Source organism: Streptomyces sp. NPDC001135, from assembly GCF_053598395.1.
Map to the genome: position 1 here is coordinate 139,564 of NZ_JBSFKD010000010.1, position 15,515 is coordinate 155,078.

General features: G+C 70.9%; 19 protein-coding genes. 1 reads left to right on the forward strand and 18 read right to left on the reverse strand.

The features are described 5' to 3' along the window. Positions 1-96 precede the first annotated feature (96 nt). Positions 97-978 carry a 30S ribosomal protein S2 gene (gene rpsB, locus ACWC94_RS15240; RefSeq protein WP_450797011.1) on the reverse strand — a complete coding sequence of 294 codons (882 nt, stop codon included), beginning with the start codon at positions 976-978 and terminating at the stop codon, positions 97-99. 272 nt (positions 979-1,250) lie between these two features. Between rpsB and ACWC94_RS15245 the strand changes: the two genes are divergently transcribed. Beyond that, positions 1,251-1,835: a murein hydrolase activator EnvC family protein gene (locus ACWC94_RS15245; protein WP_450797012.1), complete on the forward strand. Its 585-nt coding sequence runs from the start codon at positions 1,251-1,253 to the stop codon at positions 1,833-1,835. Between the two features lie 119 nt (positions 1,836-1,954). Here the strand turns inward: ACWC94_RS15245 and ACWC94_RS15250 are convergent, their stop codons facing one another. The 17 genes from ACWC94_RS15250 to ACWC94_RS15330 all read right to left on the reverse strand — a co-directional run bounded on the left by ACWC94_RS15250 (position 1,955) and on the right by ACWC94_RS15330 (position 15,046). Further along, positions 1,955-2,512, reverse strand: coding sequence for a TetR/AcrR family transcriptional regulator (locus ACWC94_RS15250; RefSeq protein WP_450797080.1), 558 nt, complete (start codon positions 2,510-2,512; stop codon positions 1,955-1,957). Between the two features lie 107 nt (positions 2,513-2,619). Continuing rightward, on the reverse strand, positions 2,620-3,462 hold the full coding sequence (gene whiG / locus ACWC94_RS15255; RefSeq protein WP_360091223.1) for an RNA polymerase sigma factor WhiG: 843 nt from the start codon (positions 3,460-3,462) through the stop codon (positions 2,620-2,622). A gap of 321 nt (positions 3,463-3,783) precedes the next feature. Beyond that, positions 3,784-4,944 (reverse strand): DNA-processing protein DprA, encoded by a 1,161-nt coding sequence (dprA, locus tag ACWC94_RS15260; RefSeq protein ID WP_450797013.1) that lies wholly within the window; start codon positions 4,942-4,944, stop codon positions 3,784-3,786. After that, on the reverse strand, positions 4,941-6,566 hold the full coding sequence (locus ACWC94_RS15265) for a YifB family Mg chelatase-like AAA ATPase (protein WP_450797014.1): 1,626 nt from the start codon (positions 6,564-6,566) through the stop codon (positions 4,941-4,943). Before ACWC94_RS15265 ends, dprA begins: the two co-directional genes overlap by 4 nt. Next, complete coding sequence (locus ACWC94_RS15270; protein ID WP_450797015.1) at positions 6,567-6,932, reverse strand: YraN family protein; 366 nt, start codon at positions 6,930-6,932, stop codon at positions 6,567-6,569. A gap of 111 nt (positions 6,933-7,043) precedes the next feature. Continuing rightward, the gene (locus ACWC94_RS15275; RefSeq protein ID WP_003965949.1) at positions 7,044-7,352 is read right to left on the reverse strand and encodes a DUF2469 domain-containing protein; all 309 of its coding nucleotides are present in this window, start codon (positions 7,350-7,352) and stop codon (positions 7,044-7,046) included. A 56-nt stretch (positions 7,353-7,408) separates the two neighbouring features. Next, complete coding sequence (locus ACWC94_RS15280; RefSeq protein WP_450797016.1) at positions 7,409-7,933, reverse strand: NUDIX hydrolase; 525 nt, start codon at positions 7,931-7,933, stop codon at positions 7,409-7,411. After that, on the reverse strand, positions 7,923-8,663 hold the full coding sequence (lepB, locus tag ACWC94_RS15285; RefSeq protein WP_450797018.1) for a signal peptidase I: 741 nt from the start codon (positions 8,661-8,663) through the stop codon (positions 7,923-7,925). The genes ACWC94_RS15280 and lepB (ACWC94_RS15285) overlap by 11 nt, the downstream gene beginning before the upstream one ends. Positions 8,664-8,801: 138 nt before the next feature. After that, the gene (gene lepB / locus ACWC94_RS15290) at positions 8,802-9,782 is read right to left on the reverse strand and encodes a signal peptidase I (protein ID WP_450797019.1); all 981 of its coding nucleotides are present in this window, start codon (positions 9,780-9,782) and stop codon (positions 8,802-8,804) included. Then, positions 9,670-10,761, reverse strand: coding sequence for a signal peptidase I (gene lepB, locus ACWC94_RS15295; RefSeq protein WP_450797020.1), 1,092 nt, complete (start codon positions 10,759-10,761; stop codon positions 9,670-9,672). Before lepB (ACWC94_RS15295) ends, lepB (ACWC94_RS15290) begins: the two co-directional genes overlap by 113 nt. Beyond that, positions 10,754-11,455: a signal peptidase I gene (gene lepB / locus ACWC94_RS15300; RefSeq protein ID WP_450797021.1), complete on the reverse strand. Its 702-nt coding sequence runs from the start codon at positions 11,453-11,455 to the stop codon at positions 10,754-10,756. Before lepB (ACWC94_RS15300) ends, lepB (ACWC94_RS15295) begins: the two co-directional genes overlap by 8 nt. Positions 11,456-11,518: 63 nt before the next feature. Continuing rightward, the gene (rplS, locus tag ACWC94_RS15305) at positions 11,519-11,869 is read right to left on the reverse strand and encodes a 50S ribosomal protein L19 (protein WP_450797022.1); all 351 of its coding nucleotides are present in this window, start codon (positions 11,867-11,869) and stop codon (positions 11,519-11,521) included. Positions 11,870-12,004: 135 nt separating this feature from the next. Continuing rightward, positions 12,005-12,838 (reverse strand): tRNA (guanosine(37)-N1)-methyltransferase TrmD, encoded by an 834-nt coding sequence (trmD, locus tag ACWC94_RS15310; protein WP_450797023.1) that lies wholly within the window; start codon positions 12,836-12,838, stop codon positions 12,005-12,007. Beyond that, positions 12,838-13,392, reverse strand: a complete 555-nt coding sequence (rimM, locus tag ACWC94_RS15315) for a ribosome maturation factor RimM (RefSeq protein WP_450797024.1) — start codon at positions 13,390-13,392, stop codon at positions 12,838-12,840. Before rimM ends, trmD begins: the two co-directional genes overlap by 1 nt. An 82-nt stretch (positions 13,393-13,474) precedes the next feature. Further along, positions 13,475-13,714 (reverse strand): RNA-binding protein, encoded by a 240-nt coding sequence (locus ACWC94_RS15320; RefSeq protein WP_003973401.1) that lies wholly within the window; start codon positions 13,712-13,714, stop codon positions 13,475-13,477. 5 nt (positions 13,715-13,719) lie between these two features. Further along, positions 13,720-14,139, reverse strand: a complete 420-nt coding sequence (gene rpsP, locus ACWC94_RS15325) for a 30S ribosomal protein S16 (RefSeq protein WP_030785131.1) — start codon at positions 14,137-14,139, stop codon at positions 13,720-13,722. A 310-nt stretch (positions 14,140-14,449) separates the two neighbouring features. Beyond that, complete coding sequence (locus tag ACWC94_RS15330; RefSeq protein WP_363218174.1) at positions 14,450-15,046, reverse strand: hypothetical protein; 597 nt, start codon at positions 15,044-15,046, stop codon at positions 14,450-14,452. Positions 15,047-15,515: the final 469 nt, after the last annotated feature.

Below are 15,515 nucleotides of genomic sequence, written 5' to 3' on the forward strand. Positions count from 1 at the left end.
ATCCACATGTAGCCGCGGATCCCGTACGCAGTGCCGACCTACGGGTGAACAGCGGGGGCGGACTTGATGTCACCGCCCCCGCCGTCAACGCTGACGTCAGGCCTGCTCGCCCTCGGCGGCCTTCTCGCCCTCGGCGGCCTTCTCGCCCTCGGCCGGAGCGGCCTCGGCAGCCGGAGCGGCCTCGGCGGCCGGCGCCTCGTCCTTCTTCTCACCCTCGAGCAGGTCGCGCTCCCACTCGGCGAGCGGCTCGCCCGCGGCCTTCTCGCCCTTGTCACCGGTGGCGACACGGGAGCGGGAGATGAGGCCCTCGGCGACCGCGTCGGCGATCACGCGGGTGAGCAGGGTGACGGAGCGGATCGCGTCGTCGTTGCCCGGGATCTTGTAGTCGACCTCGTCGGGGTCGCAGTTGGTGTCGAGGATCGCGACGACCGGGATGTTCAGCTTCCGGGCCTCACCAACGGCGATGTGCTCCTTCTTGGTGTCCACGATCCAGACGGCGCTGGGCACCTTCTGCATCTCGCGGATACCACCGAGGGTCTTCTCCAGCTTGGCCTTCTCGCGCGAGAGCACGAGAAGCTCCTTCTTGGTCAGACCGGACGCGGCGACGTCCTCGAAGTCGATCTGCTCGAGCTCCTTGAGGCGCTGCAGACGCTTGTAGACGGTCGAGAAGTTGGTGAGCATGCCGCCCAGCCAGCGCTGGTTGACGTAGGGCATGCCGACGCGGGTGGCCTGCTCGGCGATGGCCTCCTGCGCCTGCTTCTTGGTGCCGACGAACATGACCGTGCCGCCGTGGGCGACGGTCTCCTTGACGAACTCGTAGGCGCGGTCGATGTACGACAGCGACTGGAGCAGGTCGATGATGTAGATGCCGTTGCGCTCGGTGAAGATGAAGCGCTTCATCTTCGGGTTCCAGCGACGGGTCTGGTGACCGAAGTGGACGCCGCTCTCCAGCAGCTCCCGCATCGTGACGACGGCCATGGCCGTTTCTCCTTGTTTTTCTCGGTTGTGCCGCGGATGCCGGACGGCTCCCGCGCCTGACGCCCGCGTGCGCCGTGCCACGAAGGACCGAGGGGCGCTGACAGGGACCGTTGCCGGCCGCCGTGTCGGGGCGTGCGAAGTCGACCCGGTGACCCGGATCGCCAGAAGAAGTGTACGGGACCGCCGGGGCGCCGGGTGACGCCGATGTCCACAACCGGGGAGTGGTCCACAGACTCCAGCCATGATCGGCGGGGGTGCGGGACGGTTGTCGCATGCGACGAGTGAGGCGATGCGTGTCGGTGTGGGCGGTGGTGTTGCTGGGCCTGCCGGCGGCGGTGCTCACCCCGCCGGCCTGGGCGGATCCCCCGCCCCCGGGGGCACCGCCGCCCCCGCGGGCCCCGGTCCCGGCCATCGCCCGCACCTGGCCGGTGGGCGTACACCCCTTGGTGGTACAGGGCTGGGAGCCCCCGGAGACGGCGTACGGCCCCGGCCACCGCGGAGTGGACCTGTCGGCGCCGGCCGGTTCTCCGGTACGGGCGCTCGCCCCGGGCCGGGTGTCCTTCGCGGGCCGGGTGGCGGGCAGGGGGGTGATCTCGGTCGACCTGACGGGCACGGATCTTCGTACGACCTACGAACCGGTGACGCCGTCGGTGCGCGCGGGGGACGCGGTGGGGCCGGGCGAGGTCGTGGGGACGGTGGAGCGGACGGGCTCCCACTGCGCCACGGTGACCTGCGTCCACTGGGGCCTGCGGAGAGGTGGGACGTACCTGAATCCCCTGTCCCTCCTCCCGCCGTGGCTCCTGCACAGGGGGCCGCCGAGACTGCTGCCGGTGCTGGGGGTGCCGCTGCCGGGGTAGCCAGGCGCTCGGCTGCGGCCCAGTGGGGCTGATCGAGCGGTTCCCCGCGCTCCTTCGAAGCGCTGGCGCGGCTGCGTCCGCCCAACGGCAGCTCACCAGCAGCCCAGAGGCAGCCGGGGTCAGCCCTTCACACCTCGCAGCACCATCGCCACCGCCGCGTCCGTCACCACGGAAGGATCCTCGGCGGCACCCAGCTCGATGCGCCGCACCGCCGCATCCACCACGCCCTGCAGCAGCATCGCCCCCAGTCGGGGCTGCTCGTGCCCGATCTCCCCGAGCGCCTCGACGATCATCGCGACCAGCCCCCCGTGGGCCGCCCGGATCTTCTCCCGCGCCCCGGCGTCCAGCTCACTCGCGGAGATGGCGACGACCGCGCGGTGCCGCCGGTCCCCGACCAGCGCCAGCTGCTGCCGTACATACGCCTCGACCTTGTCCTCGGCGGTCCCGGCCCGCTCCATCGCGGCAGCCACCTCGGCCGCCCACAACGGAAAGTCGACCTCGCACAGTTCCTCGACCACGGCGGCCCGCGACCTGAAGTACTCGTACACGGAGGACCGCGCCAGCCCCGTCCGCTCGGCCAGCGCGGGAAAGGTCAGGGCTTCGGTCCCGCCCTCGGACAGCAGGGACCGAGCCGCGTCCAGCAGGGCGGCTCGCTGCATCGACCGGTGCTCGGCCACGGAGGCCGCTCGAATCCTTGGCACGTCAACCACTTTACGGACGACCCCACCCGAACGGGAGCCTCTCACCACCGCGCCGCCGGTTCTCACACCCGCGCCGACGCCCCTCAGCGCCCGAAGCTCGCCAGCTTGGCCCGCAGCTGCAGTACCGACTTGGTGTGGATCTGGCTGACCCTGCTCTCGGTGACTCCGAGCACATTGCCGATCTCGGCGAGGGTGAGCCCTTCGTAGTAGTACAGGGTGACCACGGTCTTCTCCCGCTCGGGCAGCGTGTTGATCGCCCGCGCGAGAAACCTCCGCAGCTCCCGGTCCTCGGCCACCTCGACCGGGTTGTCCGCGGCGGTGTCCTCCAGCGTGTCCATGAGGCTGAGCCGGTCCCCGCCCTCACTGCCGACGTGCAGCAGCTCCTCCAGCGCGACCACGTTGGCCAGTGACAGCTGGCTGAACACGGCATGCAGCTCATCGACCTCCATGCCCAGCTCCGCGGCGACCTCGCCCTCGCTCGGGGTGCGCCGCAGCCGGGCCTCCAGCGTGGCGTAGGCCCGCTCCACGTTCCGCGCCTTCTGCCGCACCGAGCGCGGGATCCAGTCCAGCGCCCGCAGCTCGTCGATCATCGCGCCCCGGATCCGGGTGATCGCGTACGTCTCGAACTTGATCTCCCGGTCGATGTCGAACTTCTCGATCGCGTCGATCAGCCCGAAGACCCCCGAGGAGACGAAGTCGGCCTGCTCCACATTGGGCGGCAGACCGACACTCACCCGCCCGGCCACGTATTTCACGAGCGGTGAGTAGTGCAGGATCAGCTGCTCCCGCAGCCGTTCGTCCCCCGTCGCCTTGTACGACCGCCACAGCTCGTCGAGCGTCGAGGGAGCGGGCGGCCGCACGCTGCCACCGTCGCGGGCGGCTGGGGGGATCGCCGCCCGGTCGGACCCGGAGGTGTGCTGGGGCATTCGTCGCCTTGTGCCGTTCTGCCGTGAAGTGCCGTGAAGTGCTGTGAAGTGTGCGGAGGTGGGACTGGCTGGGGTGAGGTGGGCCGGCTGGGTGAGCTGTCGGTCTGGTGTCGAGTTGGCGGGATCTGGGTGCCGTCTTCGTGAGCGTAGCGTGACTGAGCTGTCGCGGTGTGCGAACAACGAGGCACCACCCGTGCGCGGGGCGCTCCCTCCGGCCTCGCGCGCGCCTTGCGCAGCTCGCTCTGCGTGACCGGCTGGAGCGCCAACTCCGGGAAACCTCAAGGGCGTCGGGGATTCCCCCGGACGGCCGAACACGCCCGGTCAACACGGACCGTGACCGGCGCGGACCGACATCACCGCCTGGCGTGTCAACTTCCAGCCGTCGCCGTGTCGTTCGACGTATCCAAGTGCTCGGAGTTCGTACAATCTCGCGATCGCCTCGTCCCGGGTGGTCGGCGTGCCGAGCGCGATCTCCTCGACGGTGGCCGCGCGGTTGCCGGGCAGGGCGGCGAGGACGGCCCGGACGGCGGGTTCCAGCAGGTCACGTGGGAGGACGGGGCCCCGGCGGGCCGGTGCCAGTTCACCCATGTCACCGACGAGTTCCACGACTTCCGCGGCATCCGTGACCAGCGTGGCCTCCGCGCGCAGCAGTTCGTGCACGCCGGCGGAGAGCGCGCTGGTGACGGGGCCGGGCACGCCCATGGTGAACCGTCCGAGGCGCCCTGCGGCCCGCGCGGTGGACAGCGAGCCGCTGCGGGCGGCGGCCTCCACGACGACGGTGCCTCTGGTCAGCGCGGCGATGACGCGGTTGCGCTGGATGAACCGGCTCGGCGTCGGATGATCCCCCGGCGGCAACTCGCCGACCACCAGTCCCTGTTCCGCGATCCGGCTGATCAGGGCGGCGTGGCCGCGGGGGTAGGGGCGGTCGACGCCGCAGGCCAGGACGGCGGCGGTGGCTCCGCGGGCGGCGAGGGCGCCCCGGTGGGCGGCGCCGTCGATGCCGTACGCGCCGCCCGAGACCACGACCCAGCCCCGTTCGGCGAGCCCCGCGGCGAGGGTGGCGGCCATGTGGGTGCCGTACTCGGTGCAGGCACGTGCCCCCACCACGGCCACCGATCTGAGCGCCCACATCCGCAGGCTGGGCCGGCCGCGCACCCACAGCCCGAGGGGGCGCGCGTCCCCGAGGTCGTCGAGCTGCCGGGGCCACTCCGCGTCGTCGGGGCCCACGAACCGTGCCCCGGCGGCCCGCGCCACCGCGAGATCCCGCTCCGGCTCGGCCCGCCGGGCCCGCGCGACCAGCCCGGCCCACCGGGCGTCACTCACCCCCGGCAGGGCCCGCACCCCCGCCCGCAGCCGCCGCACCACCTCCCCCACCCCGAACTCCCGAACCCACCGCCCACCCGCCTCGTCCCCCGGCTCCACAACCCGACAGAGAAGGACCCGCCCGAGCAGTCCGTCTCCAGGGTCCTCGTCCGTGGTCATGTCAGCGCCCCGATGGCCATCGGCACCCCTCGGGGGACTCCGGTGCGCAGTTGCAGGGCCAGGGTGACGTCGGTCGCGTCCGGACGGTCGTGCCCGACGAGGTCGGCGACGGTCCAGGCGACGCGCAGGACACGGTCGATCCCGCGGGCGGTGAGCACACCCCGTTCGAGGTTGCGCTCCGCCTCGTCCATCGCGCCGGCGACCGGTTGGTAGCGGCTGCGCAGTTCCCGACCCGGCACCTCGCTGTTGGTGCGCCACGGGGTTCCGGCCAGGCGGGCCGCCGTACGCTCGCGGGCCTGCCGCACCCGCTCGGCCACGGTCGCCGTGGACTCGCCCCGGGCCTCGGGTTCGCTGAGCTGGGCGCGGGTGACCGGGTCGACCTCGACGCGCAGGTCCACCCGGTCCAGCAGGGGACCGGAGAGCCTCGACTGGTAGCGGCGGATCGCCGACGGCGGGCACTCGCACAGGGAGTCCCGTTGGGAGAAGCGTCCGCAGGGGCAGGGGTTGGCCGCCAGCACCATGAGAAAGCGTGCCGGGAACCGGACGACGCCCGCGCTGCGTGCGATCACCACGTGCCCGGACTCCAGCGGTTGCCGCAGGGCGTCGAGGGTCTGGCTGTGGAACTCGGGTGCCTCGTCCAGGAACAGCACGCCACGGTGGGCGAGGGAGACCGCGCCGGGCCGGGCGATGCCGGGGCCTCCGCCGACGAGTGACTGCATCGTGGCCGAGTGGTGCGGGGCGCAGTAGGGAGCCACGTCGATGAGCGGCTTGCCCGGCGGCAGCAGTCCGGCCACCGAGTGCACCGCCGTGACCTCCAGCGAATCCGCCCTGGTGAGCCGGGGAAGGACGGCGGGCAGCCGCTCGGCGAGCATGGTCTTGCCCGCGCCGGGCGGCCCCTCCAGGAACAGGTGGTGTCCGCCGGCGGCGGCCACTTCCACGGCCGTGCGGGCCGAGGTCTGGCCCACGACGTCCGCCAGGTCGTGATCGTGGTCGTGGTGTGCGGCGCCGACGCTGTGCATGCCGGTGGCCGCGCCCGTGCCGGGCACGCGCAGCCCGGCCAGCAGGGGGTCGGGGCGCCCCTGCTCGTCCGGTTCCTCGTCGGGGACGGGCTCTTCGGTGAGGACCGCGACGAGTTGCCGCAGACTGCGGACGCCGAGCACCGAGACTCCGGGGACCAGTGAGGCTTCGGCGGCGGCGCATTCGGGCACGACCACCTGCTCGTAGCCCGCCTCGGCCGCGGCGAGGACGGCCGGCAGGATGCCGCGGACCGGTCGGACCCGGCCGTCCAGGCCCAGCTCCCCGATCATGACGATGTCCGCGAGGACGCGCGGATCGATCCGTTCGGCGGCGCCGAGCACCGCGCAGGCGACGGCGAGATCGAAGCCGGAGCCGGCTTTGGGCACCGACGCGGGGCTGAGTCCGACGGTGAGCTTCTTCTGCGGCCACTCGCCACCCGAGTTCACCACCGCCGCCCGGACCCTGTCGCGGCTTTCCGTCAGGCTCTTGTCCGGGAGGCCGACCAGGGTGAAGGCCGCGACGCCGGGTTCCAGGTCGGCCTGGACCTCGACGACGACTCCCTCGACGCCGACCAGGGCCACGGAGCACGTGCGGGCGAATCCCATTCAGGCCACCCCCCGCGCGTGCTCGACGGACGGGGCGCCCCGGTGCGGCAGCAGGACGCCGACCAGGTCGATGCGGACCCCTCCCGGCGGGGCTCCTCCGTGGGCCTGCGCCCAGCGTTCCGCCAGGCCGCGCAGGCGTTCGGCCTTCTCGGGTGTGATCGCGGCCATCGGATGCTGGAAGGTCCCGGCCCTGCGGGTCTTCACCTCGCAGACGACCAGGACGTCTCCGTCCCGGGCCACGATGTCGATCTCACCGAAACGGCCGCCGCGCCAGTTGCGCTGCAGGACCGTCATTCCGGCCTCGGCGAGCCGCCGGGCGGCCAGGTTCTCGCCGTACGTGCCGAGTCCGTTGCGTGCCTTGCTCATGTCGGCACCACCTCCGGCGCCAACGGTCACGCATCCCACCCAGCAGTGTTGATCTTGGTGGACTACCCGGCGGTTGTGGAAAACTCCGTCACCTGCGCGAGAACAGCGGGATCACCCGCCCGGCAGCTCCAGGTCGCTCTTGTTCAGCTCCTCGATGTTCACGTCCTTGAACGTGAGGACCCGGACCTGCTTCACGAAGCGGGCCGGCCGGTACATGTCCCAGACCCAGGCGTCAGCCATGGACACCTCGAAGAACACCTCACCCTGGACCGAGTGCACCTGCATCTCGTAGTCGTTGGTGAGGTAGAAGCGCCGCTCGGTCTCGATCACGTATTTGAACAGACCGACGACATCTCGGTACTCCCGGTAGAGCTTCAGCTCCATCTCGGTCTCGTACTTCTCGAGGTCCTCGGCGCTCATGGCATGTTCCCCTTCAGCCGTGCGATCCCACCATTGTGCGCCAGTCCGACGGCCCCTCAGACTATTTCCGGGTCGAGGATCACGGGACTGGCCGGGGGACCCTCGTCGAGCAGCGTGCGCAGCAGCTCGGCGAGTCTGGTCGGATACACCGTCTCATGCGCCCGGGTCAGTTCCTGACACGTCCACCAGCGTGCTCCGGCGACACTGCGCCGCTCCAGTTCCGTGAGCCCCTGCGCCGCGGTGGCCGTCTGCGTCGTACGGGCCAGGTAGTACCACTCGTCCTGGTCCCAGCGGCGGCCCGCGAACGGGAAGGAGCACCTGCGCCGCCACAGCACCGGGCCGAGGTCGACTTCGGTGATGCCGGTCTCCTCGGCGAGTTCCCTGAGGGCGGCCTCCTCGCGCGTCTCGGCGCCCTCCAGACCGCCGCCGGGGGTGAACCACCAGTCGTCGGCCTTGTCGTCCGGCTCATGGCCGTGGAGGAGGAGGATGCGGTCCTGCGGGTCCAGCAGGACCACTCGGGCCACCCTGCGCAGGGTGCCCTCGTCGGCGTCCCCGCCCGTCCGCGCGGGCTCAGCGGACACCGGCCGCCTCCGGGCGGGCGGCACGCGCGCGGGAACGGCTCATGCGCCCCGCGATCGGGCCGTAGGCACCGCCGACCAGGACCAGGACGGCGCCGGCGGCGATCAGCAGTTCGATCCTGCCCAGCGGGCCGGGCCGCGAAAGGGAACCGAGCGCCTCGAAACCGGTGGGGCGCTTGAGCGGGCCCTTCCAGGGCCATACGACGGCTTCCACCCGCGCGGTCACGGCGTCCCGGGAGACCGTGCCCCTGGCGGCGTCGGTGAGGTGGGCCGTGGAGTCCAGGGAGCCCTGGCGCTCGTCACCGAGGAGGAACAGGCGGCCCTCGGGGACGGTCACCGTCGGGATCTTCTTGGTCTCGGCAAGGCTGCCCTTGGGCAGATAGGGCTCGTCGATCTGTTTGCCGTTGACGGTCAGCTTGCCGTCGGTGCAGCAGGAGACGGTGTCGCCGCCGACCGCGACCACGCGCTTGACCACCTTGGAGCCCGCGATCCAGCTCTTGTCCTCGAAGACGACGACGTCTCCGCGCTTGACCTCGCCGCCGTCGACCTTCTGCGCCAGCACCCGGTCGCCGGCGTCGATCGTGGGGGTCATGGAGCTGGTGGGCACGGTGTACGGCCGGTAGCTCACCGCCGCCCAGCCGAATCCGCCGAGGAACAGCACCAGCCCCAGCGCCACGGCCACCCCGGACAGCCGCTGTCCGAGTCTCTGCCTGCTCTCACCACGACCACTCATGGCCCCGGACCCTACCCGGCGGTACCGGACCTTGCCCACCCACCCGGGTGACTCGGTGGACCGATCGTCCCTGGGGCTCCGCCCCTGGCTCCCGCCTCGCCCGCCACCCGACTCGGTCGGCGGGAAGAGCGCCGCCGCTCAGCCGCGCTCGGCCTTCACCGCCCTGCGGCGCCGCCACACCGCCACCGGCAGCACCGCCGCGATCGCCACGCCCTGCGGGGCCACCGTCAGGGCGGCGGACGCCGAGGTCTGCTGCCCGAGGCCGGGCTGGTCGAAGGTGTCCGGGATCGGCAGGGTGCCCCAGCGGTTGATCGGCCAGGCCTTGACGATCGCGCGGCCGACGACCTTGTCGACGGGGACCATGCCGTGGTTCTTGTCGGACTGGTTGTAACGGGAGTCCTTGGAGTTCTGGCGGTGGTCGCCCATCACCCAGATGTAGCCCTTGGGGACCTTCACCTTGAACTGGCCGCCCACCTCGTCGTCGGTGCACGGGGTGTTGCCGGGGTAGACGTACGGCTCGTTCAGGGCCTTGCCGTTGACCGTCAGCGGGCCGGTGCCCTTGCACTGGACGGTGTCGCCGCCGACGCCGATCACGCGCTTGATGAGGTCCTTCTCGTTGGCGGACGGCATCAGGCCGATCCAGCTGAGGACCTGCTGCACCGCGTTCGGGGTCGGCGCCGGTTCGCCCGCCAGCCAGTCGTCCGGGTCGTGGAAGACGACGACCTCGCCGCGCTCGGGCTTGGAGCCGAACCACGGGGTGAGCTTGTCGACCAGGACGCGGTCACCCACCTGGAGGGTGTTCTGCATCGAGGCGGACGGGATCGAGAACGCCTGCACCAGGAACGTCTTGATCAGGAGCGCCAGGACCAGCGCGATGACGACGAGGATCGGCAGCTCCTTCCAGAAGGAGCGCTGCTTCCTCGGCCGGCCGGCGGCCTCGCCGGCACCCGCGTCCCCGGTCCGGGACCGCGGCTCGTCCTGCGGCGTGCCCTCGCCGCCCGCCGGGTCATTCCCGGAGGTCATGGCGCCGTCCGGGACGGGGACGTTCGCTTCCACGGGGTGCCCGCGGTGCTCCTCGCCGTCGTGCCCCGACCGTGCGCCAACCGCCACATCCCCCACGCCAACTCCTTACTCTGTGCCGCCGCCTGCCCCACATACGACGCAGGCCCACCACTCCCATAACGAGCGGGAGTTCCGCAGGGGTCGGGAGCTGGGTCGTTCCGTTCGGATTCTCGGGGGCAACCCTATGCGACAGCCGGGGACCGGCGGTCACCCCCGACACGGAGTCGGAGACGCTTGCGAAGGTTTTAGGTTCCCGCAGACGTGTCCAGTGACCGACCGGCCAGCCGATGACGACGGCCCGGCCGACGACGGAGTCCTCGGAGACCGTGCCGCCGTAGGAGGTGTTCTGGTGGGCGCGTGAGTCGGCCGAGTTGCCCCGGTGGTCGCCCATCACCCACAGCCGGCCCTTGGGCACGGTGATGTCGAAGGGGGTGGCCGAGGGCGAGTTCCCCGGATAGAGGTAGTCGCCTTCGGTGAGGGGTACGCCGTTGACGGTGACCCGGCCTTGCGCGTCACAGCACTTGACGTGGTCGCCGCCGACTCCGATGACCCGCTTGATCAGGTCCTTCTCGTTGTCGGAGGGCAGCAGGCCGATGAAGGTGAGGCCTTCCTTGAGCTGCTTGACGACGACCGGGTCGTGCTTCTTGGCCGTCTGCTCGTCGGCCAGCCAGCCGCCCGGGTCGTGGAAGACGACGACGTCCCCGCGCTGCGGCTTGGAGCCGAACCACGGGGTGAGCTTGTCGACCAGGACGCGGTCACCGATCCGGATCGTCTGCTCCATCGAGCCGGACGGGATCACGAACGCCTGGACGAGGAAGGTCTTCAGGACCAGCGCTATCAGGACGGCCACGCCGACCAGGAGAGGGATCTCGCGAACCGCTGAACGCCGGCGCTTGCGTTTGACCTTGCGCTGGAGTTTCCGCCGCTCCGCGCGCGTACGGCCGCCGCCGGGCGCGGAGGCGCGGCGCGACCCGGTGGGCAGCAGATCCTCGGCGGGACTGGTGGGCACCCCGCGCCGTTTGCCGCGGTTACCCATGGGCCCGCTCCGGCGAAGCGGCGGGCACGCGTGCGTAGGCGTACGGCCGGGTCAGGTGCGTCCAGTGGGCGTACGGCCACAGGATCCAGTCGGCGCGGCCGATGACGTCACCGACCGGGATCATGCCGCCGCCGGGCGAGCCGAGATGGTCCCGGGAGTCGCTGGAGTCGCCGCGGTGGTCGCCGAGGACGAACAGACGGCCGGCGGGGACGGCGACGTCGAAGGGCACACTGGAGGCGCTGTCCCCCGGATAGAGGAACGCCGACTCGTCGACCGCACGGCCGTTCACCTCGATCCTTCCCTTCTTGTCACAGCAGACGACATGGTCTCCCCCTACCCCGACCACGCGCTTGACGTAGTCCGCGTCCCCGAAGTACCCGGTGCCGTCGAAGACGATCACATCACCGCGGCGCGGCTGGGCACCGAAACGGTACGCCAACTTATTTACGAGAACGCGATCCCCGATCCTCAAACCCTGTTCCATGGATCCGCTCGGAATCTGGAACGGTTGCATCACGAAAGCGTTGAGGACCAGCAAAAACGCCAGGCAGGCGAAGAGGGTGAGGGTGATCCGGCCGCCCGGCAGCCAGTCGGCGATCCGTGCCACCAACGCGAAACGCGACCGTTCCTCCGGACCCGGGGAATCCGGGTGGGAGGAGCGGTCGCGTTCCGTCGGCTGTGCTTCGGTGTCCATCGGAGCCAGATGCTATCCGGCTCCGCTGTGAGCCCGGTGAGGGCCGTGACACCGGGGAAGCGCTCAGCTCTCGCGCTTCTCCTTGATCTTCGCGGCCTTGCCGCGCAGCTCACGGAGGTAGTACAGCTTGGCGCGGCGCACGTCACCACGGGTGACCAGCTCGATCTTCTCGACGATCGGGGTGTGCACCGGGAAGGTGCGCTCGACGCCGACGGAGAACGAGACCTTGCGGACCGTGAAGGTCTCGCGGACACCGGCGCCCTGGCGACGGATCACAACGCCCTTGAACTGCTGCACACGGGAGCGGTTGCCCTCGATGACGCGGACGTGGACGTTGACGGTGTCACCCGGACGGAAGGCCGGGATGTCGCTGCGCAGCGACGCGGCGTCGACGGAGTCGAGCAGGTGAGACATTTCGTCTGCTTTCTTCGCTGATGCCACAGGTCATCAACGGAAACTAGGTGTACGGGAAGTCTGCCGTGCGGGTCGGGGCGGGCGTCGTCTCCCCCTGTGGCAGGGGCGCACACCGGACGGGCGCACAACAGCGGTCTATTCTTCCACGCCCTCGGCCCGCCGCCAAAATCGGCCGTACGGCTCCCCGTCCGGATCGGGCTCCCAGCCCAGGATGGAGAGCATCTCGCGGTCCTTCTTGTCGAAGGCCTTCGGGTCGCAGCGCTCGATCAGGTCGGGCCGGTTGGCGGTCGTGCGCCGCAGGGCCTCGTCGCGGCGCCAGCGGGCGATCCTGCCGTGGTGGCCGCTGAGCAGCACGTCCGGGATGTCCCGGCCGCGCCAGAGGGGCGGCTTGGTGTAGACGGGGCCTTCGAGGAGGCTCGCCATCGCGCCGGGCGCGAAGGAGTCGTCGCGGTGGGAGTCGGCGTTGCCGAGGACTCCGGGCAGCAGCCGGGCGACGGCCTCCGTGACGACCAGGACGGCCGCCTCGCCGCCGGCGAGCACGTAGTCGCCGATGGAGACCTCGTAGACGGGCATCCGGGTCGCGTACTCGTCCATCACGCGCCGGTCGATGCCCTCGTAGCGGGCCGGCGTGAAGATCAGCCAGGGGCGCTCGGAGAGTTCGACGGCCAGTTCCTGGGTGAAGGGGCGGCCGCTCGGGGTGGGGACGATCAGTGCGGGGGCCTGGGCGCCGGACTCGTAGCCGTCGGCGAGGACCGTGTCCAGGGCGTCGCCCCAGGGGCCGGTCTTCATGACCATGCCGGGACCACCGCCGTAGGGGGTGTCGTCCACCGTGTTGTGGCGGTCGTACGTCCAGTTCCGCAGGTCGTGCACGTGGACGTTCAGCTGCCCACGCGCGCGTGCCTTGCCGACGAGGGAGACGTTCAGGGGTTCCAGGTACTCGGGGAAGATCGTGACGACGTCGAGGCGCATTACGACTCTTCTCCGGAGGCTTCCCGGGCGGACGCGATCTCGGCGCGGTCGTCGATCAGACCCGGCGGCGGGGCGATGACGGCCTTCTGCTCCTCCAGGTCGATCGCGGTGACGATCTCCTCCACGAAGGGGATCATGACCTCGGTCCCGTCCGGGCGCTCGACGATGAACAGGTCCTGCGAGGGCAGGTGCGAGATCTCGGTGATCCGGCCGACCTCCATGCCGTCCTCGGTGACCACGTCGAGGTCGATGAGCTGGTGGTCGTAGTACTCGTCCTCGCCCTCGGGCAGTTCCTCCGGGTCGATCTCGGCGATCAGGAGGGTGTTGCGCAGGGCCTCGGCCGCGTTGCGGTCGGTGACGCCCTCGAAGCGCAGGAGGAGGCGGCCGCTGTGGACGCGCCCCGTCTCGATGGTCAGCGGTCCCGTGGAGGCGGGATCCGTGGCGAGTACGGCGCCGGGCGCGAGCCTGAGTTCCGGCTCGTCGGTACGTACCTCGACGGTGACCTCGCCCTTGATGCCATGGGCACGGCCGATCCGTGCGACTACCAGCTGCACTGTGCCTGATCTCCTGTCATACGACTGCGGGCCGGGGACGGCCCAGTGGCCCTCCCCGGCCCGAGCCGGTTGCGATGAAGCGTCAGCGGACGTGGTCCACGTCGACGAGGTCGACGCGGACACCGCGACCGCCGATGGCGCCCACGACGGTGCGCAGGGCACGCGCGGTGCGGCCGTTGCGGCCGATCACCTTGCCGAGGTCGTCCGGGTGGACCCGGACCTCGAGCACGCGCCCGCGGCGCAGGTTGCGCGAGGCGACCTGCACATCGTCAGGGTTGTCGACGATGCCCTTCACGAGGTGCTCAAGCGCCTCTTCGAGCATGCTGCTCAGGCCTCGGTCGACTCGGACTCGGCAGCCGCCTCGTCCTTCTTCTCAGCCTTCTTCTTCTGGGTGATCGCCTCACCCTTGCCCTCGTCGTCACCGCCGAGAGCCTCGAACGACGGACGGGCCGGCTTCGGCTCGGCGACGAGCAGCGGCGCGGGAGCCGGCTCGCCCTTGAACTTCTGCCAGTCGCCGGTCTTCTTGAGGATGGCGAGGACGGGCTCGGTCGGCTGCGCGCCGACACCCAGCCAGTACGCCACACGCTCGGCGTCCACCTCGATGACCGACGGGTTGTAGGTCGGGTGGTACTTGCCGATCTCCTCGATGGCCCGGCCGTCACGGCGGGTACGGGAGTCGGCGACGACGATGCGGTAGTGAGGCGAACGGATCTTGCCCAGACGCTTCAGCTTGATCTTGACTGCCACGGGAGTGGATTCTCCTGGATTTGACGTGGTTGGGCACGGCGAGCTGCCGCGTGGGGTTGCGGTACCCGAGTGCCCGATGGACGCGTCAGCCGGAGGAGAGAGGGGTCCTGTGCGGCTGTCGAGTACAGCTAGCCATTGTGCCACACCCCGCGGGGCGCCTCTGGCCGAGGGTGCGTGGGCCGGGCCGGGGCATGCGTCAGCGGCACCCGGCGTGGAGGTGAGGTCACGTCGGGTGCGCTGCCCGGTGCTGTGAAGTTGCCGCTCGGCCACCAACCGGCACCCACGAGATGCCGGTGCTCGCGGCCGGCGATCACGCCGCTCCCGCGACCTCCGGGATCCTGAACGGCTTGCCGCAGCCGCCGCAGACGATGGGGGCCTGGGCCAGGACCGAGGGGACCACGCGGACGTTGCGGCCGCAGTCGCAGACCGCCTTGACACGGACGCCGCCGCCGGAGGATCCGTGCCGGGCGGCCGGGCCGCGGAAGGTGCGGGAGGTGTCCGACGAGGTGGCCGCCGTGTGCGCCCTCAGCGCGCGCTGCAGCCGCTCGATGGTCGGGCGGTAGCGTCGCTTGGCCTCGGGATTGAGCGTGACCAGGGAGAAGCCGCTGCTCGGGTGCGGCTCCTCGGGATGGTCGAGGCCCATTTCCTCGGCGATCGCGAGGAACCGGCGGTTGTGGTAGCGGCCGGCGCGGGAGGTGTCGCGGATCCCGCGGGCGGCGGCGATGCCGTGGACTGCCTCATGGAGCAGTCGCTCGAAGGAGAGTTCGTGACCGCACGCGGACGACGACTCCCCGATCAGGGACTCTGGCGCGGCGAGGTCCGGCAGCTCGGGGTGGTACCGCTGAATGTCGGCCCACGCCTGCGCCAGCTCTGCGGCGAGAACAGGTGGTGTCTGTGTCGTGCTCACGTAATGACAACGAGCGGGAGCTCGAATGTGTTCCTATTCCGGGTCATCTCAAATAATTTGCACGTACCCGTCAGTTGCCACTGATGCGTCCGGACGAGGGCGGGTGCGCTGATCTGCGGAGAAGCCGCACAGCTCATACCAAGCTGGTGCGTAGTCCGCCGTACGACCCGGCGTGTACGACCCGGTGCAGCCGGTGGCGGCGGTTGCGCAAGAGACGTTTCGGCCGCTCTCCTCACGATGCCTCACCTCGGTCAGCGTCCGGGACGGCCGTGACGTTACCGCTCGCCGTCCGGCGCCAGGCACCGGCCGGTACCCCGGAAGCGGACACCGTATGGCCTTCCAGATGACCGGGATGTGAAATCTCGCCACACCCGCGTCCCGGGCCCAAGCGGAACCCCACACCCCCTGGACGGGGCCGCGAGGCGGGAGTTACCTGGCATACGTGGGAAGTACGCGCGCACGGCACGGG

Coding starts and splice junctions, on each gene's coding strand:
- lepB (WP_450797021.1), bottom strand. CDS start 11,455: ATGGACACCGAAGCACAGCCGACGGAACGCGACCGCTCCTCCCACCCG.
- whiG (WP_360091223.1), bottom strand. CDS start 3,462: ATGCCCCAGCACACCTCCGGGTCCGACCGGGCGGCGATCCCCCCAGCC.
- ACWC94_RS15265 (WP_450797014.1), bottom strand. CDS start 6,566: ATGGGATTCGCCCGCACGTGCTCCGTGGCCCTGGTCGGCGTCGAGGGA.
- rpsB (WP_450797011.1), bottom strand. CDS start 978: ATGGCCGTCGTCACGATGCGGGAGCTGCTGGAGAGCGGCGTCCACTTC.
- ACWC94_RS15275 (WP_003965949.1), bottom strand. CDS start 7,352: ATGAGCGCCGAGGACCTCGAGAAGTACGAGACCGAGATGGAGCTGAAG.
- dprA (WP_450797013.1), bottom strand. CDS start 4,944: ATGACCACGGACGAGGACCCTGGAGACGGACTGCTCGGGCGGGTCCTT.
- lepB (WP_450797018.1), bottom strand. CDS start 8,663: ATGAGTGGTCGTGGTGAGAGCAGGCAGAGACTCGGACAGCGGCTGTCC.
- trmD (WP_450797023.1), bottom strand. CDS start 12,838: ATGCGCCTCGACGTCGTCACGATCTTCCCCGAGTACCTGGAACCCCTG.
- ACWC94_RS15245 (WP_450797012.1), top strand. CDS start 1,251: ATGCGACGAGTGAGGCGATGCGTGTCGGTGTGGGCGGTGGTGTTGCTG.
- rplS (WP_450797022.1), bottom strand. CDS start 11,869: ATGTCTCACCTGCTCGACTCCGTCGACGCCGCGTCGCTGCGCAGCGAC.
- ACWC94_RS15270 (WP_450797015.1), bottom strand. CDS start 6,932: ATGAGCAAGGCACGCAACGGACTCGGCACGTACGGCGAGAACCTGGCC.
- lepB (WP_450797020.1), bottom strand. CDS start 10,761: ATGGGTAACCGCGGCAAACGGCGCGGGGTGCCCACCAGTCCCGCCGAG.
- ACWC94_RS15320 (WP_003973401.1), bottom strand. CDS start 13,714: ATGCTCGAAGAGGCGCTTGAGCACCTCGTGAAGGGCATCGTCGACAAC.